The 24,469-nt window shown below is 42.3% G+C and carries 16 protein-coding genes, 1 tRNA gene and 3 pseudogenes; 14 read left to right on the top strand and 6 right to left on the bottom strand.

The genetic code is table 11. The features are described from left to right. The first annotated feature begins 406 nt into the window (after positions 1–406). Positions 407–2,311 (top strand): peptidoglycan DD-transpeptidase MrdA, encoded by a 1,905-nt coding sequence (gene mrdA / locus A4A68_RS00275; RefSeq protein ID WP_067565239.1) that lies wholly within the window; start codon positions 407–409, stop codon positions 2,309–2,311. A 6-nt stretch (positions 2,312–2,317) separates the two neighbouring features. Next, complete coding sequence (gene mrdB / locus A4A68_RS00270) at positions 2,318–3,430, top strand: peptidoglycan glycosyltransferase MrdB (RefSeq protein ID WP_067565236.1); 1,113 nt, start codon at positions 2,318–2,320, stop codon at positions 3,428–3,430. 207 nt (positions 3,431–3,637) lie between these two features. On the opposite strand, the gene nfuA is transcribed toward mrdB, so the two are convergent. Continuing rightward, on the bottom strand, positions 3,638–4,216 hold the full coding sequence (gene nfuA / locus A4A68_RS00265) for a Fe-S biogenesis protein NfuA (protein WP_067565233.1): 579 nt from the start codon (positions 4,214–4,216) through the stop codon (positions 3,638–3,640). 1,402 nt (positions 4,217–5,618) lie between these two features. On the opposite strand from nfuA, the gene A4A68_RS00260 reads away from it, so the two are divergent. Further along, a tRNA-Asn gene (locus tag A4A68_RS00260) sits at positions 5,619–5,694 on the top strand. Positions 5,695–6,117: 423 nt separating this feature from the next. Here A4A68_RS00260 and A4A68_RS00255 read toward each other — a convergent pair. Together A4A68_RS00255 and metG are read right to left on the bottom strand one after the other, a co-directional pair. Beyond that, positions 6,118–6,561 (bottom strand): annotated as a pseudogene (locus tag A4A68_RS00255) (hypothetical protein); the annotation flags it as partial. Next, positions 6,551–8,188 (bottom strand): annotated as a pseudogene (metG, locus tag A4A68_RS00250) (methionine--tRNA ligase); the annotation flags it as partial. The pseudogenes A4A68_RS00255 and metG, both read right to left, overlap by 11 nt. Before the next feature lie 446 nt (positions 8,189–8,634). Here metG and thrS point away from each other — a divergent pair. From thrS to A4A68_RS03805, 10 genes and pseudogenes are all read left to right on the top strand, one after another. After that, positions 8,635–10,569 (top strand): threonine--tRNA ligase, encoded by a 1,935-nt coding sequence (thrS, locus tag A4A68_RS00245; RefSeq protein WP_067565227.1) that lies wholly within the window; start codon positions 8,635–8,637, stop codon positions 10,567–10,569. Between the two features lie 3 nt (positions 10,570–10,572). Further along, on the top strand, positions 10,573–11,112 hold the full coding sequence (gene infC, locus A4A68_RS00240) for a translation initiation factor IF-3 (RefSeq protein WP_067565224.1): 540 nt from the start codon (positions 10,573–10,575) through the stop codon (positions 11,110–11,112). A gap of 85 nt (positions 11,113–11,197) precedes the next feature. After that, positions 11,198–11,395: a 50S ribosomal protein L35 gene (gene rpmI / locus A4A68_RS00235; RefSeq protein WP_067565221.1), complete on the top strand. Its 198-nt coding sequence runs from the start codon at positions 11,198–11,200 to the stop codon at positions 11,393–11,395. A 24-nt stretch (positions 11,396–11,419) separates the two neighbouring features. Continuing rightward, on the top strand, positions 11,420–11,788 hold the full coding sequence (gene rplT, locus A4A68_RS00230; RefSeq protein ID WP_067565218.1) for a 50S ribosomal protein L20: 369 nt from the start codon (positions 11,420–11,422) through the stop codon (positions 11,786–11,788). Between the two features lie 269 nt (positions 11,789–12,057). Then, entirely contained in the window at positions 12,058–13,053 is a 996-nt protein-coding gene (pheS, locus tag A4A68_RS00225) for a phenylalanine--tRNA ligase subunit alpha (RefSeq protein ID WP_067565216.1), read from the top strand. 14 nt (positions 13,054–13,067) lie between these two features. Then, positions 13,068–15,458: a phenylalanine--tRNA ligase subunit beta gene (pheT, locus tag A4A68_RS00220; RefSeq protein ID WP_067565213.1), complete on the top strand. Its 2,391-nt coding sequence runs from the start codon at positions 13,068–13,070 to the stop codon at positions 15,456–15,458. A 1,077-nt stretch (positions 15,459–16,535) separates the two neighbouring features. After that, positions 16,536–16,805, top strand: a pseudogene (locus A4A68_RS03820) (PTS mannitol transporter subunit IICBA); the annotation flags it as partial. An 84-nt stretch (positions 16,806–16,889) separates the two neighbouring features. After that, complete coding sequence (locus A4A68_RS03815) at positions 16,890–17,210, top strand: hypothetical protein (RefSeq protein WP_067565207.1); 321 nt, start codon at positions 16,890–16,892, stop codon at positions 17,208–17,210. 39 nt (positions 17,211–17,249) lie between these two features. Further along, positions 17,250–17,459, top strand: coding sequence for a hypothetical protein (locus tag A4A68_RS03810; protein ID WP_197651230.1), 210 nt, complete (start codon positions 17,250–17,252; stop codon positions 17,457–17,459). Between the two features lies 1 nt (position 17,460). Next, positions 17,461–17,595, top strand: a complete 135-nt coding sequence (locus tag A4A68_RS03805) for a hypothetical protein (RefSeq protein WP_408605374.1) — start codon at positions 17,461–17,463, stop codon at positions 17,593–17,595. Between the two features lie 416 nt (positions 17,596–18,011). On the opposite strand, the gene A4A68_RS00200 is transcribed toward A4A68_RS03805, so the two are convergent. Continuing rightward, positions 18,012–18,548, bottom strand: coding sequence for a metal-dependent hydrolase (locus tag A4A68_RS00200; RefSeq protein WP_067565200.1), 537 nt, complete (start codon positions 18,546–18,548; stop codon positions 18,012–18,014). Between the two features lie 653 nt (positions 18,549–19,201). Then, on the bottom strand, positions 19,202–19,693 hold the full coding sequence (rnhA, locus tag A4A68_RS00195; protein WP_067565198.1) for a ribonuclease HI: 492 nt from the start codon (positions 19,691–19,693) through the stop codon (positions 19,202–19,204). A gap of 52 nt (positions 19,694–19,745) precedes the next feature. Here rnhA and dnaQ point away from each other — a divergent pair, with 52 nt between their 5' ends. Further along, positions 19,746–20,495: a DNA polymerase III subunit epsilon gene (gene dnaQ, locus A4A68_RS00190; protein ID WP_067565195.1), complete on the top strand. Its 750-nt coding sequence runs from the start codon at positions 19,746–19,748 to the stop codon at positions 20,493–20,495. Positions 20,496–22,251: 1,756 nt separating this feature from the next. Here the strand turns inward: dnaQ and pssA are convergent. After that, entirely contained in the window at positions 22,252–23,610 is a 1,359-nt protein-coding gene (gene pssA / locus A4A68_RS00185) for a CDP-diacylglycerol--serine O-phosphatidyltransferase (protein ID WP_231938060.1), read from the bottom strand. Between the last annotated feature and the right edge of the window lie 859 nt (positions 23,611–24,469).

The following is a 24,469-nucleotide window of genomic DNA, read 5'->3' as shown; positions in this document are numbered from 1 at the left end:
TAGCAAAGGATTGTCGTCATGAGTTATGGTGCATAGTGACCATAATTTAATTCTTAAATATACTATTCTCGGTGTTTTCACCTTGTGATGACAAGCGCTGAACACTTCCAAATATTTTCCTTTCGACTTTAAGGAAATAATAATGGTAATCGCGGGAAAACGTGGATATCGCACGTACTCTGAACAAGGAAGTCGAGCAGATGCTGGCAGTTGGTTTGTAGTCAAATGGAAGCGCATTGTTACGCTGGACAACTCAAGCGCGCGCCTGGAAACACAAAATAATTAGAGCAGCGCTCGAGCATTGAAAATAAGACGGCCTGCCTAAAGCATTACTACTAATCATTCTTGCACCCTTATCACCGTGAGTAACATGGTGACAATGATTAACATGAACTAATTCCTTTGAATGAAAATAGAACGTAACCCCTTCCGCGACTATTCAGCCGAATCGCTACTATTTATGCGTCGTGCACTGCTGGCGTTTGCCGGCATATTGCTACTTAGCGGCGTTCTCATTGTCAATCTTTACCATTTGCAAATCACTTGCTTCGAGGATTACTGTACCCGCTCTAATGACAACCGCATCAAACTGGTACCTATCGCACCGAGCCGCGGCATTATATACGATCGCAATGGTATTCCTCTCGCCCTAAACCGCACTATTTATCAGTTAGAACTAGTACCGGAAGAGATAGATGATTTAGCACAGACGCTTGCCGACCTACGTCCGATTGTCGATTTGATCGATGATGATATTGCCAATTTTGAAAAAGAACGTAAACGCTCACGCCGTTTTACATCACTTCCAATTAAAGTGGGTTTGACAGACGTGCAACAGGCTCGTTTCGCCGTTAACCAGTACCGTTTCCCCGGCTTCGAAGTAAAGGGCTACCAGCGGCGCTATTATCCCTACGGATCAGCGCTTACCCACGTCATAGGCTATGTGTCGAAAATCAACGACCGAGACGTAGAACGTTTGGGTCAAGAGGGGGTTCTGTCGAACTATGCTGCGACGCACGATATTGGGAAATTAGGTATTGAACGCTATTATGAAAGTACGCTTCACGGTAAAACTGGTTACGAAGAAGTAGAAGTCAACAACCGCGGTCGGGTGATCCGTCAACTACGTGAGCAGCCTCCCCAAGCAGGGCAGGATATTACCTTGACCTTAGATTTGAACTTGCAACAATATATTGAGAAGCTGCTAGCCGGTAGCCGTTCCGCAGTAGTTGTGATAGATCCCCGTAACGGCGGCATCCGCGCGCTGGTATCTAACCCGAGCTACGATCCAAACCGGTTTGTCGACGGAATTTCTCGCAAGGAATACCACGCGTTGCTAGAAGATCAAAACCGCCCACTTATCAATCGTGCTACTCAAGGTGTCTATCCGCCTGCTTCCACTGTAAAACCCTATATTTCGGTGTCAGCGCTCACACTTGGCATCATTAATAAAAATTTCTCTTTGTTCGATCCTGGCTGGTGGCAACTTCCCGGATCAGAAAAACGTTACCGCGACTGGAAACGGTGGGGACACGGTCGGTTAAACGTCACTCGGGCGCTGGAGGAATCAGCAGATACCTTTTTTTATCAGGTAGCGTATGACATGGGTATTGAGAGGCTTTCTGCATGGATGACTAAATTTGGCTATGGCCAGTATACTGATATTGATCTGTCCGAAGAGTACGCCGGAGTCATGCCGACCAGAGAGTGGAAAATTTCGCATTTTAAAAAACCTTGGTATCAAGGGGATACCATCCCAGTTGGGATCGGCCAGGGTTACTGGACCGCTACGCCGATGCAGATGTCCAAGGCGCTGATGACACTGATTAACGACGGCGTAGTGCGAACCCCCCATCTTCTCTCCGGCACGCAGAGAAATGGCCGCCAGGTTCCCTACCATCAACCGGATCATTTGCAAATCGGCGACCCGCATTCTGGATTCTGGGAAATAGCCAAGGACGGCATGTATGGCGTCGCCAACCGGCCAAACGGCACGGCGCACAAGAGTTTTGCTGACGCACCTTACAAAGTAGCCGCTAAATCTGGTACATCTCAAGTATATAGTATGAAAGCTAACGAAACCTATAATGCCCAAAAAATCGCCGAACGTCTGCGCGATCATAAACTAATGACCGCTTTTGCCCCCTATGATAAACCGACAGTTGGTGTAGTGATCATTTTAGAAAACGGCGGAATCGGACCGACAGTGGGAACGATTACCCGAAAGATTCTTGATCACATCCTTTTGAGCAATAAGACTGCAGATTTACACGCAGAGTCGATTTCCACGCTCGGTCTCGAGAGAGATTGACCTATCATGACTGATAATTCAAAACAAACTCCTCTTTGGAATAAATTGCATATTGATGTGATACTGTTGTTTTTTGTAACGCTATTGCTGATCTATAGTGTCCTGGTGATGTGGAGCGCAAGCGGCCAAGATGTCAGCATGATGGAGCATAAGATTGCTCAGATAGTGATGGGCATACTAGTGATGCTGGTGATGGCGCAGGTGCCGCCTCGTGTCTATGAAGCGTGGGCGCCATATTTATATATTTTATGCGTGTTGCTTCTGGTGTTGGTGGATGCGTTTGGCCAGATCAGCAAAGGCGCGCAACGTTGGTTAGATATAGGTATTATTCGCTTCCAGCCTTCAGAAATCGCAAAAATTGCTGTTCCGCTGATGATCGCACGTTTTATCAACCGTGATAGTTGCCCACCGTCGCTGAAAAATACCGTTATTCCGCTGGTGCTGATTTTTATACCCACATTGCTGGTAGCAGCACAGCCCGACCTGGGGACATCCATCCTTATTGCTGCCTCCGGCCTGTTCGTGTTATTCTTATCTGGTATGAGTTGGAAATTGATTGCCGTCGCCGCGTTATTAGCGGCAGCGTTTATCCCCGTACTGTGGTTCTTTTTGATGCATGATTATCAGCGCAATCGAGTGATGATGTTGCTCGCTCCTGAAACAGATCCTATAGGCGCCGGCTACCATATTATCCAGTCGAAAATCGCCATCGGCTCCGGAGGTTTATCGGGTAAAGGGTGGCTGTACGGCACCCAGTCACAGTTAGAATTCTTACCGGAACGCCATACCGATTTTATCTTTGCTGTATTGAGTGAGGAACTGGGGCTTATCGGTGTGTTAGTGCTACTGGCGCTTTATTTTGGGATAATTATTCGCGGTCTAGTGATTGCAGTACAGGCGCAAAACATATTCGGCCAAGTAATGGCCGGCGGTTTGATGCTGATTTTTTTCGTTTATATATTTGTCAATATCGGTATGGTTAGTGGTATCTTACCGGTAGTTGGCGTGCCATTACCGTTAGTAAGCTACGGCGGTTCGGCACTTATTGTATTAATGGCGGGTTTTGGTATCGTTATGTCGATACATACTCATCGAAAAATGTTGTCAAAAAGTTTATAGGGGATGAGTAATGCAAACGCCTAGATGCATTGCTGATATACTTTTGTCCCTGCCTAGCAGGGACTAGCATCTACACGGTTACATCCTGTACGGATGCGTAAATGATACCTTAGTGAAGCTAAGTGAACGGTTGGTAAGCCTTCTGCTTACTCAAAGGGCTGTTAATCATTAATTAGGCGCTTTCTGAAAGAATTAGCAAGCATTATATTAAGAATAGTAAGAATACTCACCGCGTTGATGTTCGGTGAAATCGCGCGCACCCCTCAGTTCAGGAAATGTTTTTAGCAGTGCTTTCTCAATTCCTTCCTTAAGGGTGTAGTCTACCATTGAACAGCCATTACAGCCACCGCCAAATTGTAGGATAGCGAGCATATCGTCGGTGATTTTTATCAGAGTCACTTGACCACCGTGTCCGGCTAATTGCAAATTAATATGCGACTGCAAAAAATATTCCACGCGCTCGATAAGAGACGAGTCATCGTTCACTTTGCGCATCTTGGCATTTGGCGCTTTGAAGGTTAGTTGAGAGCCAAACTTATCCGTAACAAAGTCAATTTCCGCATCCTGCAGATAAGGCACAGAAAGCTCATCTATATAGGCGGAGATCTTACCGAATTTTAGTTCGGTATCAAGAGCTTTTACCGCATCAGGCGGGCAGTACGAGATGCCGCATTCCGCATTAGCTGTGCCAGCATTGATGACGAACACGCGGATCTGAGTGCCTGGTTCCTGATTAGCCAATAATTTGGCAACATGTCTCTGGGCAACATCCGTCATACGGATCATAACATTTACCCGATAGCTGATAAAACTAGTCTGAAATTATACGCTTTCCCATGCAGACTAGAAGGTATAAAAAAAGTGTAGCTGAATTTCACTGTAACAGTCAACCGCCTTATTTTTCTAGCTCAATTATAATCTCTCAAGTAGTAACGGTAAACATATAAAGATGCATTAAATTTAGCTTCTCTTAACCTGTGTCTGATGTACTCATGTAGTCAACAGACAGATAGATAAACACTCGGACAAAGTTAGTGTCGCTATAAAATGTATAAATTTTTCACCAGGCGGCTGAAGGTTGATATTAGTCTATATATATTTTTGATTTGAGCAATACACAGACGCTACAAAAATTATTAATACTATTATGCAAATTCAATGTAGTCTTCTACATAACTAATGTATATCCTGTTTATAAAATCTTGTTAAACTTAATTAGTCATTAGTATAACGGATGGAGTTATATAACTTGACGTATTCACATAAAAGATCTTACTCGCAAAACTATTGATTTTCAAAATCAGAAACACTATATGATGTGTTATGATCGTACGTCACCATCAGAAAATTCAACACAATCCTAAAGGCTGTGTTGAATTTTCTTAATAGCATTAATCATTTCTGCAGCGTCATGTTCACTTGAGAAACATGAGTAAGAACTCGTTTTTCTATACGGCGGCTTAGCCTTCTTACACACATAAGATCGTTATTCGTATGACTGCAGCATTAGGCGCTATACTAAGTGTAATTTTTTAAATACACTAAATGACATTCTCAAAACTTGTGCAGTATTCTTATATAAAACATGATTCGTTTTTACTAATGTCTGTCTGATTGAGCGTTTTGATAGTGAAAATATCAGCTTTTCTGCAATGAAGACAGATAACATCTATTTTAGGATATACTCTTTAAAATTAAAAGATAGAAAATTAGTGCTTTTAAGCTTATCACCACCTTTGACTCTTAACGACAGCACTATGGCTGGAAAAGCTTGATGGCTTTTATGAAAAATAGAAGCTACCCGACGTCTCTCGTGGTAGAGGATAGTTTGAATGAATGATTTTGATCTAGCGCATATGAGCTGGTTCGAAATTCGAGATTCTTTAAATCTCATTATCTATGTAGGTCGCAAGTTTAATTTAGTAGTATAGTCTTCACGGACACTATTCCCTATAACATGGGGAATATACAAAATTTATAAACGGCTAGTATGGGGACGCCAGCGATCCAGCGAAATGCTCTGTTATCAGAGCGCTTTTATTTTCCCGGATTTATAAAGGGTGCCGGTTTCTTTATCAAGCGCCGATCATCATCAATGCGATTAAGCCTTGCGCAACTGAGTTGTTTCATAGGGTTATTCGTTGACACCTTACCAGCGTCTCGCTATGATTTTCTACGTTCTCGCGATTCCTCTGTAGTTCAGTTGGTAGAACGACGGACTGTTAATCCGTATGTCACTGGTTCGAGTCCAGTCAGAGGAGCCAATTTTCTGCTTTCACGCGTTCTTGTAAATCCTTATATGATGTTCATTTGAGGTGTAAATGTGCAAAACTTTCCAGATATATTTTGCCTTCAGTATTTGGAAATTAGAGATTAATTTAATATCTTTTATGTGTCTTTTGCCAATGCAGAAAATCTGCTCTTTCAAGCCTGCTAATAAACTTTATAAAATCTCTAATTTCCACGATCTACACTTGATCTGATCGAGTGACGGATTGTGCTATTGCGGCACGAAATGACTAATCACAGGCCGCGTTTGTTGTTTAAAATCAATAACAAACAAGTGAGAAGACGGTAATACCTATGAGAACGTACGACACACTGAACCAGCACACCCATATTGGTAAATCATTACAGTTTGTTGTGGGAGTGATAAGGTCCTAGTTAATGAGACGTCAAACTCCACGTTAGCTTCCGACGCCTTGCAGCTTCAAGCAAAGGGTCTCAATCACGACAGTTGGCACCTTAAACGGTTGTATGCGATGCGACAGCAGCGGAGATGATAGATCGTTCCAGTGAAGTGAGGTAGCAAGAAAGGCTTCAGCTCGCTCTGCCAAAAAAGGTAGAACTGGTTTTAAATAAGTCATCAATACTCGGAACAGCTGGATGCCCATCGAACAGATAACCTGCAAATCCGCCTTTCGGCTTTCCTGTTTTGCCACGACCCAAGGTGCTTGCTCATCGACATAGCGATTTGCCAAATCTGCTAATGCCATGATTTCTCGAACTGCGCGGCTGATTTCACGATTGCTGAACGCCTCGCCTATAGACATTGCAGCATTAACGAAAATAATATATAATGTTGGGTCAGCTACTGACCCCAGCAGCTTGCCGTCGAAACGATGCTTCAATCACAGCCTCTACCTGGGATGTTTTAACGCGACTGAGCAGCACCTTAAACGGTTGTATGCGATGCGACAGCAGCGGAGATGATAGATCGTTCCAGTGAAGTGAGGTAGCAAGAAAGGCTTCAGCTCGCTCTGCCAAAAAAGGTAGAACTGGTTTTAAATAAGTCATCAATACTCGGAACAGCTGGATGCCCATCGAACAGATAACCTGCAAATCCGCCTTTCGGCTTTCCTGTTTTGCCACGACCCAAGGTGCTTGCTCATCGACATAGCGATTTGCCAAATCTGCTAATGCCATGATTTCTCGAACTGCGCGGCTGATTTCACGATTGCTGAACGCCTCGCCTATAGACATTGCAGCATTAACGAAAATAATATATAATGCTGGGTCAGCTACTGACCCCGATAGCTTGCCGTCAAAGCATTTATTGATAAATCCGGCGTTGCGCGAGGCTAGATTAACGACTTTATTGACGATATCGGCATTGATCCTATGGACGAAATCTTTGAGATTAAGGTCGATATCATCGATGCGAGACGATAGTTTAGTTGCATAGTAATAACGCAAACAGTCTGCATCTAAATGCGCTAGATAGGTACTAGCTTTGATGAAAGTGCCACGTGATTTAGCCATTTTAGCGCCGTTGACGGTTACATAACCATGTACAAACAAATTAGTTGGTTTTCGAAAGTGACTACCTTCAAGCATCGCAGGCCAGAAGAGGCTGTGAAAATACACGATGTCCTTACCGATAAAATGATAAAGGTCGGCTTTGGAATCCACATTCCAAAATTCGTCAAAGCGGAGATCACTGCGTTTCTGGCACAGGTTTTGGAATGCGCTCATGTATCCGATAGGCGCATCCAGCCATACATAAAAATATTTGCCTGGCGCATCTGGTATTTCAAAGCCAAAGTAAGGCGCATCGCGGGAAATATCCCACTGCTGCAACCCAGATTCGAACCACTCTTGCATCTTGTTAGCCACCTGCTTTTGCAGCGCACCGGAATGCGTCCAGGAACGTAACATTTCACTGAAAGCGGATAAGTTAAGAAAAAAGTGCTCTGACTTTCGTATGATCGGCGTAACGCCCGACACTGACGATTTCGGATTAATTAGATCCGTTGGGTTATAGGTGGCGCCACAAACTTCACAATTATCGCCGTATTGATCAGGTGAGTGGCATTTCGGGCAACCGCCTTTCACAAAGCGGTCTGGCAAAAACATGCCCTTTTCAGGATCAAATAGTTGGGAAATGATCCTCGATTCAATAAATCCATTATCTTTTAGACGTTGGTAAATCAAGGTCGATAGCTGTCGATTCTCTTCGCTATGGGTTAAATAGTAGTTATCGTAGCTAATACCAAATCCAGCAAAGTCCCTTTTATGCTCCAGGTTTATTGCGTTGACCATCTCTTCCGGCGCAACACCCAACTGCTGCGCTTTAAGCATGATTGGCGTCCCGTGAGCATCATCAGCACAAATAAAATAGACCTGATGGCCGCGCATTCGTTGATAACGGACCCAAATATCCGCCTGAATATGCTCGAGCATATGACCAAGATGGATGGAACCGTTAGCGTAAGGTAACGCACAAGTTACCAACATTTTTTTTGTGAATTGAGTCATAGTTAAATAGGCTTTCATTAAGCGTTATAAGAGCAGTCAATAGTAACTGATAGCTAACGTAAATAAGTGACATGCTTGTCATTACGGCGGTGAACGTCGTTATTGTAGATGAGGCTCTGTTATCTTTCAAGAAGACAGGATATATCCTTTTACGTTAAGCCGCGTTCTGTACGTTTAAATACTAAACGAGAAACATAGCGTTGCGTGTTGCCGCTAGGCTTTTCTCCCTTCTTTATGTTATTAACCGCATCATTATAGCTTTTGCGAATGCTTTGTTTGTCATGATATTATAGCGCCGCAAACAATTTGCTGTCTCTGCGGTAGTAAGGAGCATTACATATACACTAGAGATTGTTGGTTAGAAGCGGCATTAGCAGAAATGCACAAGAAATATGAAACGTAAGTGATCTTGCATATAGATCACCACTGCAATTTAAGGAAACCGCATGCCCGTTATAATTCTCCCTGATGGTAGTCAGCATCAATTCCCCCATTCCGTCTCTCCTCTTGATGTTGCCTGCAATATCGACCCTAGTCTGGCCAAAGCCTGTATTGCCGGGCGCGTTAATGGAGAATTAGTTGATGCCGTTGATGTTATTAAGCACGATGCCAAGCTTGCTATCATTACTGCTAAAGATGAAGCGGGGCTGAACATTATTCGCCATTCCTGCGCACACTTGCTCGGACACGCTATCAAACAACTGTGGCCGCAAACGAAAATGGCTATCGGTCCGGTTATCGATAAAGGTTTCTTTTATGATGTCGATATCGATCATACTCTGACGCGAGATGATCTCGATTTGTTAGAAAAACGGATGCATGCACTAGCTGAAAAAGACTACAATGTTATCAAAGAAACAGTAAGCTGGCAACAGGCCCGTGATTTGTTTGCGACGCGATGCGAGGATTATAAAGTCGCTATTCTCGATGAGAATATCCCCCGCAATGATTATGTCGTGCTTTATCATCATGAAGAATATGTCGACATGTGCCGTGGTCCGCACGTCCCCAACATGCGTTTATGCCACTACTTTACCCTACAAAAAACCTCCGGCGCTTACTGGCGTGGAAACAGTAAAAATAAAATGTTACAGCGCATTTATGGTACAGCCTGGGGAGACAAAAAGCAGCTCAATACGTATCTCCAGCATTTGGAAGAAGCAGCGAAGCGTGATCATCGTAAAATTGGTAAGCAGCTCGACTTGTATCATATGCAGGAAGAAGCACCTGGTGTGGTGTTTTGGCACAATAGTGGTTGGACTATTTTTCGCGAACTAGAAACCTTTGTACGTATGAAGCATAAGGCTTATCAGTACCAAGAAGTGAAAGGGCCATTTATGATGGACCGTGTGCTTTGGGAAAAAACCGGACATTGGGACAATTACGCCGAGCATATGTTTATCACATCGTCGGAAAACCGAGAATACTGTATTAAACCGATGAATTGTCCTGGTCATGTGCAAATTTTCAATCAAGGTTTGAAGTCTTATCGTGATCTTCCTCTTAGGATGGCCGAATTCAGCAGTTGCCACCGTAATGAACCGTCAGGGTCATTGCATGGGCTCATGCGGGTGCGCGGTTTTACTCAGGATGATGCCCATATTTTTTGTACTGAAGACCAGGTGCTCGATGAAGTAAACAATTGCATTAAAATGGTATATGATGTGTATGGAACGTTTGGCTTCGAAAAAATTCTAGTGAAACTTTCTACCCGTCCGGAAAAACGTATCGGCAGCGATGATACCTGGAACCGAGCGGAACACGATCTAGCTGCCGCACTGACGGAAAACGGTATTGCCTTTGAATACCAGCCTAGCGGGGGTGCTTTTTATGGTCCTAAAATTGAATTTGTACTTTTTGATTGCCTGGATCGTGCCTGGCAGTGTGGTACCGTGCAGCTTGACTTCTCACTACCCGGTCGTTTAAATGCTTCTTATGTTGGAAAAAATAACGAACGGGTGGTACCGGTCATGATCCATCGTGCTATTTTAGGGTCAATGGAACGCTTCATTGGTATCCTGACGGAAGAGTATGCGGGTTTCTATCCAACCTGGTTAGCACCGACGCAGGCTATTGCGATGAATATCACCGATAATCAATTGCAATATGTCGAAAAATTGACAGAAAAACTGTTAGCAATAGGAATTCGTGTGAAAGCAGACTTGAGAAATGAAAAGATAGGCTTTAAAATCCGCGAACATACTTTGAAACGAGTGCCTTACATGCTGGTCTGCGGAGATAAAGAAATGCAATCAGGCAAGGTTGCCGTACGTACGCGCCACAGTAAAAATCTAGGAAGCATCGACATTAATGAGTTTATTACCAAACTGCAGAATGAAATTTACAGCCGTAGTCCTTATCAACTACAACTGGAGGAATAAAGTATTAAAGGCGGGAAACGAGTTCAACTGGTGCGTTCCAATCGCATTAACCGAGAAATCCGTGCTACAGAGGTTCGTTTAACGGGTATCGACGGAGAGCAGATGGGTATTGTCAGTCTGAATAAAGCGCTTGAACAATCTGAGGAAGCCGGTGTTGATTTAATTGAAATCAGCCCTAATGCCGAACCGCCGGTTTGCCGAATTATGAATTACGGCAAGTTCCTCTATGAGAGGAGTAAATCTACTAAAGAACAGAAAAAAAAGCAGAAAATTATTCAGATTAAGGAAATCAAATTTCGACCTGGCACTGATGAAAGCGACTATCAGATCAAATTACGAAACCTGGTTCGTTTTCTGGAAGACGGCGATAAAGCCAAGGTTACTTTGAGATTCCGCGGACGTGAAATGGCGCACCAACAGATTGGTATCGCAGTGCTCAATCGCGTTCGTGACGATCTAAGTGCACTGGCGGTATTAGAGTCTTTCCCATCTAAAGTTGAAGGTCGCCAAATGGTCATGGTGCTCGCACCCAAGAAGAAGTAGTAAGGTCTGACGAATAAGATGTCGCTTCAGCGTCGTTTCTGCTTCACTGATGCGTGTTATTAACTATATGAAGTAGGATGCTCTTATGTTAAAACTCAAGACAGCACGCAGTGTCGCAAAGCGGTTTAAGAAAATGGCTTCTGGCGGTTTCAAGCGTAAACATGCTAACATGCGTCATATTCTTACAAAAAAATCCACTAAGCGTAAGCGTCATTTGCGCTCGAAATCTATAGTTTCCAAAGGGGATCTGAGTTTAATTGTTCGTTGTCTGCCCTACGCGTAAGCGTCATTTTTAAGGAGAGAGCATATGGCGCGCGTAAAACGCGGTGTGGTAGCGCGTTCACGTCACAAAAAAATCTTGAAACAAGCGAAAGGTTATTACGGTTCCCGTTCGCGCGTTTATCGCGTTGCCTTCCAGGCGATTATTAAAGCAGATCAATACGCCTACCGTGATCGTCGTCAGAAAAAACGTCAATTCCGTCAACTATGGATCGCTCGTATTAATGCCGAGGCTCGTCAGAATGGTATTTCTTACAGTCTGTTCATCAATGGCCTGAAAAAGGCTGCGATTGATATTGATCGTAAAATCTTGGCAGATATCGCTATGTTTGATAAAGCAACTTTCAGCGCTTTGGCCGATAAAGCGAAAGGTGGGGTCCTGACACAAGCCTATTAAGAAGAGGAGCTGTCTCCCTTTTTTCATAAATATCGGTGAGTTGGCAAAGCATAATATAGCCTCAATAAGGTCATGCAACTATGGGTGCTGCTATTTTCCGTTTTTTACTTGAGCGCCTGTAGTCCGAGAGCATGCACGTAAATCAAAAAAACGAAAATAGCTCTAATGCCTCCTAAATTGGAGGTTTTTTATTGATGATATCTGTACGGCTTGACAAGCCTCTCGCTCATTTACGATTCAGTCATCTACGGTAGGAAAAGAAGAAAGCAATGCTACATCTTGCAGATTTAGTTGTTCAGGCCAAAGCAAAGATTGAACAGTCTCAGGATATAGAGACGTTGGAGTTGATCCGCGTAGAATATCTAGGCAAAAAAGGGTATGTTACTCAGCAAATAAAGGCGCTGCGGGATCTATCGCCGGACATGCGGCCTACAGCGGGTATGGTCATAAATCAGGCCAAACAGGACGTACGGCAAGCGTTGGCTCATCGTAAAGCAACGCTGAAAAGCGCGGAGATAGAAGCACTGTTAGCAACTGAAACGCTGGATGTTTCGCTACCTGGACGTAGAATGGAAAATGGGAGTCTACATCCGATATCCCATACTATCGCGCGTGTTGAACATTTCTTTGGCGCATTAGGCTTTTCAGTGGTGACCGGACCGGAAATTGAAGATGATTATCATAATTTTGATGCTTTAAATATTCCTCCCCATCATCCTGCACGTGCCGATCACGATACATTTTGGTTTGACACAACCCGGCTTTTGCGTACCCAGACCTCCGGCGTACAGATCCGTACCATGAAGGCGCAACAGCCGCCGATTCGGATTATCGCGCCAGGACGGGTATACCGTAACGATTATAATCAGACTCATACTCCAATGTTCCATCAAATGGAGGGACTGATTATCGATATTAATATTAGTTTTACTAATCTAAAGGGCACGTTGTATGACTTTCTGCGTAACTTTTTTGAAGAAAACTTACAGATCCGCTTCCGCCCGTCTTATTTTCCGTTTACTGAACCCTCTGCTGAAGTAGACATTGAAGTAGACATGATAAGAAAAAACAGCCATTGGCTTGAAGTGTTGGGCTGCGGCATGGTACATCCGAATGTCCTACGCCATGTCGGAATCGATCCGGAAATTTACTCCGGCTTTGCTTTCGGCATAGGCCTAGAGCGATTGACTATGCTTCGTTACGGTATCACGGATTTGCGTGCATTTTTTGCAAACGATTTGCGTTTTCTTAAACAGTTTAAATAAAAACGGGATTGCACATGAAATTCAGTGAACTTTGGCTACGTGAATGGGTAAATCCAGCCATCGACAGCAAGGCGCTTGCAGAACAAATTACCATGTCCGGGCTGGAAGTAAACAGCGTGGAACCGGTCGCTGGCTGGTTTACCGGCGTGGTAGTCGGTCAAGTAGTAGAGTGCTGTCAGCATCTCAATTCCGAAAAATTGTGCGTTACTAAAGTAGATATTGGCGGAGATCGGCTATTGAATATCATCTGTAAAGCCCTTAATTGCCGCGCTAATCTGCGGGTAGCGGTAGCTATACCCGGTGCTGTTCTGCCAGGTGCGTGCAAAATTAAAGCTACTAAACTGCGCGGCGAGCTGTCTGAAGGTATGCTATGTTCGTTCTCTGAATTAGGCATTATAAGCGATCATGACGGCATCATTGAATTACCTTCTGATGCGCCTATTGGACAGAGTATTCGCGATTATTTGCAGCTTGACGATAATACCATTGATATTAATGTGACGCCGAATCGTGCAGATTGCTTAGGGCTACTTGGGATTGCCCGCGATGTGGCGGTACGCAATCACCTGCCATTGCGCATGCCGGCCATTGAGACAGTGGAGATGGAAATTAACGATACATTGCCTATTCACGTCGATGCGGTTGAAGCTTGCCCGCGATATTTAAGCCGTGTAGTGAAAAATATTAATGTTGGTATCTCGACGCCACTATGGATGAAGGAAAAACTGCGCCGCTGTGGATTGCACTCGGTGGATGCTGTAGTAGATATTACTAACTATATTCTACTAGAACTTGGTCAACCGATGTGCGTTTACGATCTCGCGTGCATCAAAGGTGGCATTGTGGTGCGTTATGCCAGGCAAGATGAAACGTTGACTCTGCTCGACGGAAACGATGTGACACTATCACCTGATACGTTAGTGATTGCCGATCACGACCAGACGACGCTAGCAATGGCGGGAATTTTTGCCTGTACCGCGTCCGGTATCAGCTCGATTACCCACGACGTGGTGTTAGAATGCGCCTTTTTTAATCCTTTAGCTATCACTGGCCGTGCCCGCCGCTACAGAATGCACACCGATGCATCGCACCGATATGAACGCGGCGTGGACCCGGACCTTCAGGCGCGAGCTATAGAACGAGCGACCGCGCTTCTAATGACTATCTGCGGCGGTCAGCCTGGCCCGATTATCGATGTGACTTCTATATCCGCTCAGCCGAAACCGGCCATCATTACTTTGCGTCGAAAAACACTGGATCGTTTGATTGGCCATATTATCTCAGACGAGGACGTAAGCGATACTCTGACTCGTTTAGGTTTCCAGATTAGCCGTGTATCGAAAGGCTGGAAAGCCATAGCGCCGAGCTGGCGTTTTGATATGGCTATCGAAGAAGATTTAATAGAAGAAATCGCACGGGTATACGGTTATGACGCAATACCAAGTGTGCCGATGTGCGCCAACTTGGTGATGCCACACAGCCGAGAAGCGGCGCTACCGCTAGATCGGGTCAAGACGTTGTTGGTAGACCGCGGCTACCAAGAAGCGATTACCTACAGTTTTGTTGACCCAAAAACTCAAGCTCTATTACATCCTCATCAGGCACCGTTAGTACTACCCAACCCGATTTCTCAAGACATGTCCGTCATGCGTTTGTCACTCTGGACTGGGCTTCTTGGCGCTGTTGTCTATAATCAGAATCGACAGCAGCAACGAGTCCGATTGTTTGAGAGCGGCTTGTGCTTTGTTTCTGATGACGCAGCCGATCTTGGCATTCGTCAGGATCTTATGCTAGCCGGTGTTATTTCTGGTCTACAGTTTGATGAACATTGGTATCAACCGAACCAGCAGGTAGATTTTTACGATGCTAAAGGCGATCTTGAGGCAATCCTTGAGCTTACTGGCAAATTAGACAATTTTAGATTCAAAGCAAAACAGCATCCCGCTCTTCATCCTGGGCAGAGCTCTGTTATTTATCTGAATAATGAACCCATTGGCTTCATTGGCGCCATTCATCCCGAACTTGAAGCGAAATTAAATTTAAATGGCCGTACGGTGGTGTTTGAACTTCTCTGGGAGAAAGTGGCTGAACGCAAAGTACCTAAAGCGATTGACATTTCTCGTTTCCCAGCTAACCGCCGAGATATTGCTATAGTGGTAGCTGATAACGTCGACGCAGAAGATATTATCTTAGAGTGTAAGACAATTGATTCAAATCAGTTAGTTAGCGCAAAATTATTTGACATGTATCATGGCAGAGGCGTAGCTAAAGGTTTTAAGAGTTTATCTATTAGTCTGATCTTACAAGATACCACTCGTACATTAGAAGATAAGGAGATTGCCGCAATTGTTGCGAAATGCGTGGCAGCATTAAAGCAACGCTTCCAAATATCTTTGAGGGATTAAGGTTTATGGCACTTGCTAAAATGTCAAAATACTTGTTTAAAACTTTTCGAGATGCTAAGAGAATTGTGGAGCTCTTTTAAGAAATTCGCTGGAACCGGGAAATAGCGCGTAGGACGTAATCTAAAAACTATTCCAGTTACTGCCGCCGTGTTGAGAATGCTGTTCTACAAAAACGAAACAGATGTAAGAAAGGCACAGTTTTCTCCTTTGTAACACATGCTAAAATTAAGCTGGCTATAACTTCCTGCATACATTAATCGATGCAGAATATCATTATAATGACGATAAACGTTATTATCAGAAACTAGAAAAAGGTTTGATGGTGTACGTCACATCAATGATTTGCAAAAAATAAAATACAATTTGGAGCTTCAAATATAATTTACGGATGTGAGGATATTCGCCTGATGCCGAATACTCTTTACATCGCACTCCATCAGATCCACTTGATCGCTATCAGTTTTATCTACAGAAAGTTAATTTTAGGAATATGCTTCTTAAATCCGCTCAGATCCCAGTATGACTGAAAGCAAGCAAAAGCAATCGTCTACGTATCCATATTAAACAGCTTTCTCGCTATTTTATTTTTAAAATCAGAAACGGTGCATGAAAGATTATTGGATAGTGTATATATGCCTAAAATCGCTATGTTGTTTAAACCAAAATTATAAATTAAGTCCATCCATAGTATACACGACACTTTCTATTAAGCTCTAATCGAGATACTACTATTAGATGCATGATTTATACTTTTTAAATTAGCCATCAAATAATGTATCATACATGAAGTTCAATCTACTCAGTGGTACATAAATATGTTTCGTTTATTGCTGTGATCTACTAAATAACTCTAAACAGAGAGCCATATCGTGATTATAATCACAATAATTGACTTTTCTACGCTATACACAAAAGAGTGCGATAAAACAGTACTACTGTAGCAATACCGGCTCATGATGTACAACGCTGTAACAAGTCTTGCGCTCTTATTTGTATAGTGTGTTTTTAAATATGGTTGACTTTTATATCTTCGGATCTTAAGGCAAGAACGTAAAATTTGATCGCTTCCTCAGCAATATGAGGAAGCCTAATATTGGCGCTTTTATTGCTTGGAGTATTATCACTGCGCTGTTTCTTCCTGTCCGGTTGGATACTTAACACAATTAGTCGACCCGATGATTACGTGCCTGTTACCGCTGCTGATTGTAGCTATACTGGTGGCCGAATGGTGGGAGCCAAACGCGGTGGTGTCGTCGGTGCGATTACCGCTATTGAGTGATCGCCGGTACTGAGACACCGATATACCTCGGTACAATGGTTGCTGGCCCTTTAGGTGGCTTAACTGTGTTAAAGGCGCCGACAGCGGCGTGGATGACCTAGAACATCTTTTCACTGACGTCTATTTTTGTCGAGCCGGCTAAAATCCTTTTCTTGAATAAAGCTATTAACCACGGTACGCCTCTTGACATTCAGCAGACAACCGGGACTGGTAAATCGATATTTTTATTAAAGCTCTGTTTTGATAGCAGATATGATATTTGGCCACGTAATACTAAGCAATCCGCCGGCGGTGCCTCCACCGCCCATTTTATGGGCGGTATCTACGAAATTTATTTCCCCTATGTGCTGATGAATCCACGTTTGTTGATCGCAGTTATCTTTGGCGATGCGACTGGCGTATTCACACTGAATTGTTTAAGTAGCGGTCTGGTTTCGCCGACCTTTCCCTCCGGCTCTATCTTAGCTATTTAGTATTTAGTTATGACGTCAAGAGGGAGCTATGTTGCTAACTTGGTTGCTATTATTGCTGCTTTCGCCGTTTCGTTCATCATCTCCTCTGTTTTGCTCAAGAGCTCACGCGCCATCGTCGACGCAGCCAATTTAGCTAAGGCTTCACGACGTATGAAGAATATAAAAACACAGTTCAAAAGCATCGCCGCTCCCGTTAATGCAAGAGTATCGTGTAATTTAAGTGCGGTGCAGAAAATTATCGTAGCCTGAGATGCAGGCATGGATAGAGCGTGCTATGGACACCGGCATTCTGCGTAAAAAGGTGAACGAAGCCGAGCTAAATAAGATCAGCGTGATCAATAATACCATTAATAATTTACCAAGTAATAAATCCATCGCGTTCTGACTGAACGTGCAATGCGTCATATTCCGCAAACGCGGCATATTTTCTAAATAGTTTCCTCGACAGCTTGCTTTATAGCGAATTGACCGCACGTCTGGTAACGGTACAAAATACAGATAATCAACAAACGACTACATTGAAAAACAGCTTTAAAGACAGCGTGCAAAACCTATCTGCCTCACTGCAGACAACGTTTTCTCGGTCAACATGCAAATCATAAAGACAAAGTGCCAGATCGTAAAAAATTAATCTTGACTTACCTTGGTCAATCTATTGCAGCACCTCATTCCTATCGAGGAAAATAACCGTGTTTTGCGTACCGGTATTGTATTTTGCTAATATTCTACCGACGTCCGCTTTGGAGATGAGAAGTATCACTTGAATTGATGTACTATATTATTTTCCTTTTTAAAACAACGTTATAGTTTACATTCTTTGATGACATCTTCTAATATGTCAAAGGGATATAAGAAAGCACATATAAGTGTCAAAATACAAAATATTCGTTCCAACTCAAGATATTTATTAGGATTCAGTATGGGCACACAAAAACGCCGACGATATGGCCATAGCAACGGTATCCCTGCTGGTGTTAACATATCAGCAATAATATGACTGGCATAGCCAACGACCATTGCATAGACAAAATCTACCGGTAGCGAAATAATGGTTCGCAATAACAAATCTGTAGAAAAAAATATGCTGCACCCTATAATAGCCAGAAAACTGTGAGTAATGCCTCTATGACCGAACACTTTCGCAATGGGTATTGAAAGCCATTGCAATTTCTGGCCCAAAAAAGACTTTGGGTGATCAATATCTGGCAGTAGGCAAGTTAATATGCCGCCAATAAGGATATGCGCCCAGTGTCCGTGAGTTAACACGGGTGATAATTCTAATTTCTTCGCAAAAATAGCGCTTGCTAAAGCAAAGATGAAATGCCCGCGAGCAGTCATATAGTAATCATACAATATTTGTATTATGTAATTATTTGCTTGTGATCATTGTACAAATAAACAGTTACACGACAATTATTAAAAGGCTTTGTGTATATTAGATGTTTGTCGTTACAATACGACAATATCGAGAATAATATGTTTAGTAATTTAATTAAACCTTAAAGAACTATCCTGTTGCTACCGCTATATTAAGATCAGCGATTGTTCCTTTATCACAGCAGTAATCTATTACTTGGTTTCTTTTCTTTTATTTTAAAAAGATATTGAATATTAATGTTATTTTATTGTAGCAAATCTGATATGGTCGATGTCATTGCCACATAGCATTTGGAGGTCAACGCTGTACCTACATAGATTATCATGTAAATACATGGATATGGAATTATTTTCAATATTATTTAGTATAAAAAATTATGCTAAAATAAATTACTGGTAGTACAACCTATACAATGCCTTATAACAAAAAATATACTCTGCAGATAGGGAAGAAACTTGAATTGGCGTATCTACCAAACGCCTTGTTCGTAGAATTATTTGTGTTTTAAAATTATGCATGACAAGAATGTTGGATAATATGTGATTTATACACCTTATCAGCAAATCCGTGTCATTTTTTCATTTATTTTGTGGTGACGACACGATGACAACTTCTAGTCCATTCGGCTACCGCCAGTTTTCGCCTTCACTCGATACCCGACATCTTCCAATATATGAAGAGCGGCCGCCTTGCGTGCTAGTTCATCACAACGTTCGTTTTCCGGGTGGCCCGCGTGGCTTTTCACCCAATCCCATTGTAGGGTATGAGGCTGAATAGCTGCGTCTAGGCGCAGCCATAAGTCGATGTTTTTCACGGGTTTCTTGTCAGCGGTTTTCCAGCTCCTCTTTTTCCAATTGTGTATCCATTTGGTAATTCCTTGTCGGACGTACTGACTGTCGGTACTAAGCACTACCTCACAAGCATCTGTTAGCGCTTCCAATGCTACAATTACAGCCATTAGCTCCATACGATTATTGGTGGTCAGACGATAACCGGCACTGAGAGTTTTTTCGTAGTGTTTACAGCGCTGTATCGCGCCATAACCGCCGGGACCTGGATTACCTAAACACGAACCGTCGGTAAAAATTGCGACTCGTTTACGCATTTTGATAAACTTGTTTTAAGTTAAAAACCTAAGTCTGACATAAACGAGCATTATGAGCATTAATATTACGCGACAGATTGTTCTGGATACTGAAACTACCGGTATGAACAAATCAGGAGTCCATTATGAAGGACACCGAATTATTCAAATTGGCGCGGTGGAGATCATTAATCGCCGCCTGACAGGCCGGCATTTTCATGTCTATTTGAAACCAAACCGGCTCGTCGATCCCGAAGCGTTTAATGTGCATGGCATTAGCAACGAGTTTCTGGCGGATAAGCCGACATTTTCAGACGTGGCAAATGAATTGCTACACTTTATCTATGGCAGCGAACTGATTATTCATAATGCTCCATTCGATATCGGCTTTATGGATTATGAGTTTAGCATGCTAAACGGCAGTATCGCCAAGATCGACACCTTTTGTAAGATAACGGATAGTTTACGACTAGCGCGCAACCTGTTCCCAGGTAAACGTAATAGCTTAGACGCATTATGCGATCGATATCAGATTGATAATAGTAAACGCACCTTCCACGGCGCGTTGCTTGACGCTGAAATTTTAGCAGAGATTTTCCTGCTAATGACAGGTGGCCAGACCACAATGCATTTTTTCATGGAAGGAGAGCAAGATCAACGCGATATAGGTAAAACCGTGCAAATTCAACGGGTCCAGCGCGTTCAGACGTCGCTGAAGGTGATTTATGCTAATAATAAGGAAGTAATAGCGCATGAGCAGTATTTAGATCTGGTGCAGAAAAAGTGTGGCAAATGCATATGGAGGACAAAAAGCGCTGTATAAAGTGAATAAACAATTATCCTGTTAATTCAAAACAAACGTAGAATATTCTATTCAATATCGCGCATAAGAAGTATTGATGTCAAACGGCGCTGTCCTCACTGTTATTCTCGTTTGTTTGACAACGAAAAGTGCAGTTCGGTTATTCAGTCGCTTAGAATACTGACACGCCAAAGATTTTGGGTTAAACATAAGGTTTTGTCTTTTCTGCAATAACGGAGTTGGTAGTGTGCACAGATACTTATCTTATGTTTGCTATTATAATTTCAGTTCTAGTCCAAGTTGCAGTTTGAGTCTAAGCTTAAATCCCACGCTTGACCTTTAGCCTACATCTAAACATACGGCACTGGCGGCCTTTTCCTTATAAGGGCATTGCACATGCAGTCCGATACAGCAGCATTAATTGCGCGTGTTTTATAAGAGCTGTTGTTATAAGTTAAAATAAGCATTAGTTGTTAAGAAAAAATAAACAAAAAGGTGGTAAAATTTCAAACTAAAGCTAAATTAAATCTGGATGCTTGTCATTAAGGATGACGCTTTTGCGAATTTCAGTATTAACCTTTTTGCTTGCTGTTTTTCATAGTAGTACTATAAGTACTGTATCGCTTTATTCTGTTCTTGTGTAACGATTGCATTGCCACCAAAGCATTGCCTCCACTACAACTCAGATATTACAAAAGTGGAATTTATATGAATCGCATTAATCATTAAGTACATATGCTGTAGTAAGATTTTCAAGATCAATGTTCCTTAGGTTTTCTAAGGACTACGGCGGTATTTTTAATGGTCATAATCACATGGCCTGCCTTCACAGGAGGCAGTGGTTGTTTTAATATTTAAAACACTGCATTTTCGCAAAGTGCTCAACTTAGACATACAGTTAACTATCGCGATGCAGCCCCATTTGCTTTTTCTAGGAGAAAGCAAGGGATCGATAACTCCATTTGTTTTATTTCAAAAAATGATCTATATCTATCTTTATGCGTGACGACAGCCCCTACTGTTTAATGTACAAGTCCGCCGACAAACCTATAGATATATTGGTCGAATTACATGTTATCCATTGCGACCACTATGCCAACCTATATAGTGTTTACATTGCACGCCCTTTACGCCATCATAAACCAAATTAAGTTGTTAACAAATTCACACAATGAGCTATGGCGTCAGCGCGCTCATCAGTACATAGCTTAGAGTGTCGACAAGACGTTGGCTATTTATAATCTCCCAAAGCCTTACCACCATTAGCAAATGTGTGTCTTCACGCCGCCATTAACTCAAATCAGTACTCAGATTGGCGTGTATCGCAACTTCAAGAATATAGCATTGTCATAAGATAAAATATTAGGAAAATGCGAATACAATTATGTCATTATGAATTCATTAAACCTAAAAATAATGACATATTTTCTTTCTGAAATTTTCGCCGTTCGAAAAAGATCAATGACAACAAGCTAATTGCTTTAGGGAAAAGCTACGCTAGCGGCGTTCAAGGCCTTTTTTTAGAACACCGAAAGCAATAGGCAATCTAAAACCAATATTACGAAATTACAACTTCGCCCGATGCAAGTATTACCATCGGGACAATAAAGTACTTTGTTACGATTAGTCCAATACCAGGTGGCTGTACTCGTGCATAACAGAAGTAGTAACAGTTTAGGTAATGATAAAAGCAGCTTCTGCACATCAATGGGCTTTAACCATCATCAACGATATAACACTTTAAGGCATCCATCCTCACCAGGATAGGCATATTGATTTAAAGGATCCGGCTAAGCAAACGATCAATACGGATCCGACGCAATAGGCGAAGAAGCTTGCGAATCTTAACTGGATAATCGGTAATACTATCAAGTATGGTAAAATGTTGTACTACCTGGGTGTGGGTACGAATCTGATTAAGCTCTTGCTCACGTTGCGGTCGCAACGCCTGTGCGGGATCGTGAATAAGCAGCGCATTTTCTAAGTCAAGCCCCCAAGCGCGCGGGTTAAGATTATTACCGGTCAGCAGCTGCCACTCCTCGTCTACCCATATCCCTTTTAAGTGATAAGTATTGTCTGCGTCCTTCCATATACGTACTACTAATCGATCGTTGTCTATATAACGCTGCAGGCGGCTAAGAAAACAGCGCAAATTGATTTCATACAAATACGGCAGAGTACCGATAATTTTAAACGGCTGATCTTCAGGAAAGTAAAAATCATTGGCAGTCTTATCGCCGACAATGATTTCCACCTGCTTGCCTAGACGTAGAAGATCAATTAAATCCCGCATCAATAACGTAGGTAAGTTGAAATATGGCGTACACAACGTCAAAGTGTCTCGAGTAGCACATAGTAAATGATGAATCGTTTTGTTCAGCGGGTTTTTTTTGCCCAATCCTACTAACGGAGTAATGGCTAGCTCATTAGGACTTGCTTCACCTTGGTAGTGATAGGCTGTTCTACGCAGGGTCTGGCGAAACAGACGGATATCATTTTTGATCTCAAGGTTTGTAGGCCGTGCAACATTATCCAGTCGGTTTACCGCTGGCGCCGTAAGCAATTTCTGCTTGATATAAGCAAATAGCGTATCAGCCAGAGAAGGATTACGGATAATCTGATAACGATCATAGCGATATTTATCTTGTTGATGCAGATAAACGTCATTTAGACTTGCACCGCTGTAAATTACTTGGGTATCAATAATAAAACCTTTCAAGTGTAAAACACCAAGTGCTTCTCGAGTATTAACCGGTACACCGAAAACTGGCACATCAACACCGGGGTGCGCTTTGGCCATACGGCAGTACCAGTCGGCATTGGTATCAGCATCTGTGACACCAATAAGACCGCGTTGCGCCCGGTGCCAATCGACCAAGATCGTTACATCTAGCGATGGATCGTTACTTTTAGCTTTATAAACGGCTTCAAGGATTCGTTGACCGCCCTGATCTTTCTCCAGATACAATGCGACCAGATAAATTCGTTTCCGAGCATTGGAGATGGTTTCCATAAGAGTATGATAGAAATCTTCAGGGCTGTAAAGCGTTTTAATATCTGCAACCGTCTGAGGGATTTTTGGCAATTGCGTAAGGTGTTGTTGGTGTTTACTTGATTTAAAAGTTGATAACATCACAGCGTGCTTCTTCTTTTATCATCGAAGGTTGAAATAACCTAAACGGATATTCATGTTTAATCTGATATAGCACTACTATTTCTATTAATTCTGAATATGTGTCAAGTTCCCGACTTGCTCTCAATTAGTAGAATTAATGCCGTAGCCGATTCTAGTAACAGCACAACGATATTGTTATTACTAAAGGAGATTATCACAAGATAAGAATAATATATTGAAGATCGAAATTAAAGTTGAAATGTGCCTAACACTAATATGGCGATTGATTTATAGGGGCTTTGTCACGAGTTAAACAAAAATCCATGTGGAAATGGTTATGATTTATATTGATTACTTTTTATTTTTTATCTTTTATTTTTAAATACATACATGCTCATCCGCATCGGAAGTTTAACGCTATATCTGCGCGATGTCTAAAAATATTCTAGCTACATTTTGCTATCTCAGCGTTCATCGTCGATATGACAATGCATGATCCTGAATTCAGGAGTATTGCGCAAGTATTAGCCTTGACACCCTCCTAAGGTATTCAAAAAATTACAAGAAAGCAAGTTGCTGATAAAACTGAGCTTTAGTGCAAGAAAAATGATCGTTGTCGATATAAATTATTAATATTACTGATCATATTTTAGATCTAGCAAGAATAGTATAACGTTGATCAGAACAAAAATAGCTTCATAAACAAGACGTTTAATATGGACACGGAGTCCAACACGACATAATGGATAAGCCATGCATTACTGTAATAGTGTTCGATAAAGTTAAGGCTACCTTAAGACGAGATTTAGGTCAAATGTCATTAGTAATGTACTTTACGTAATTTTTTAGATACACTAGAAGTGTATTGAAGCTAATGCTC

It is taken from the genome of Candidatus Doolittlea endobia (assembly GCF_900039485.1).
Taxonomy (GTDB): domain Bacteria; phylum Pseudomonadota; class Gammaproteobacteria; order Enterobacterales; family Enterobacteriaceae; genus Doolittlea; species Doolittlea endobia.
The sequence above is the reverse complement of the archived record's forward strand: the minus strand, read 5'-3'. Positions and strand labels throughout refer to the sequence as shown.

Bases quoted from the DNA above. Each gene is read 5' to 3' on its own strand.
- mrdB (WP_067565236.1), top strand. From the start codon at position 2,318: ATGACTGATAATTCAAAACAAACTCCTCTTTGGAATAAATTGCATATT.
- mrdA (WP_067565239.1), top strand. From the start codon at position 407: ATGAAAATAGAACGTAACCCCTTCCGCGACTATTCAGCCGAATCGCTA.
- rpmI (WP_067565221.1), top strand. From the start codon at position 11,198: ATGTTAAAACTCAAGACAGCACGCAGTGTCGCAAAGCGGTTTAAGAAA.
- A4A68_RS00200 (WP_067565200.1), bottom strand. From the start codon at position 18,548: ATGACTGCTCGCGGGCATTTCATCTTTGCTTTAGCAAGCGCTATTTTT.
- nfuA (WP_067565233.1), bottom strand. From the start codon at position 4,216: ATGATCCGTATGACGGATGTTGCCCAGAGACATGTTGCCAAATTATTG.
- thrS (WP_067565227.1), top strand. From the start codon at position 8,635: ATGCCCGTTATAATTCTCCCTGATGGTAGTCAGCATCAATTCCCCCAT.
- rnhA (WP_067565198.1), bottom strand. From the start codon at position 19,693: ATGCGTAAACGAGTCGCAATTTTTACCGACGGTTCGTGTTTAGGTAAT.
- pheS (WP_067565216.1), top strand. From the start codon at position 12,058: ATGCTACATCTTGCAGATTTAGTTGTTCAGGCCAAAGCAAAGATTGAA.
- pheT (WP_067565213.1), top strand. From the start codon at position 13,068: ATGAAATTCAGTGAACTTTGGCTACGTGAATGGGTAAATCCAGCCATC.
- rplT (WP_067565218.1), top strand. From the start codon at position 11,420: ATGGCGCGCGTAAAACGCGGTGTGGTAGCGCGTTCACGTCACAAAAAA.
- A4A68_RS03805 (WP_408605374.1), top strand. From the start codon at position 17,461: ATGCAGGCATGGATAGAGCGTGCTATGGACACCGGCATTCTGCGTAAA.
- dnaQ (WP_067565195.1), top strand. From the start codon at position 19,746: ATGAGCATTAATATTACGCGACAGATTGTTCTGGATACTGAAACTACC.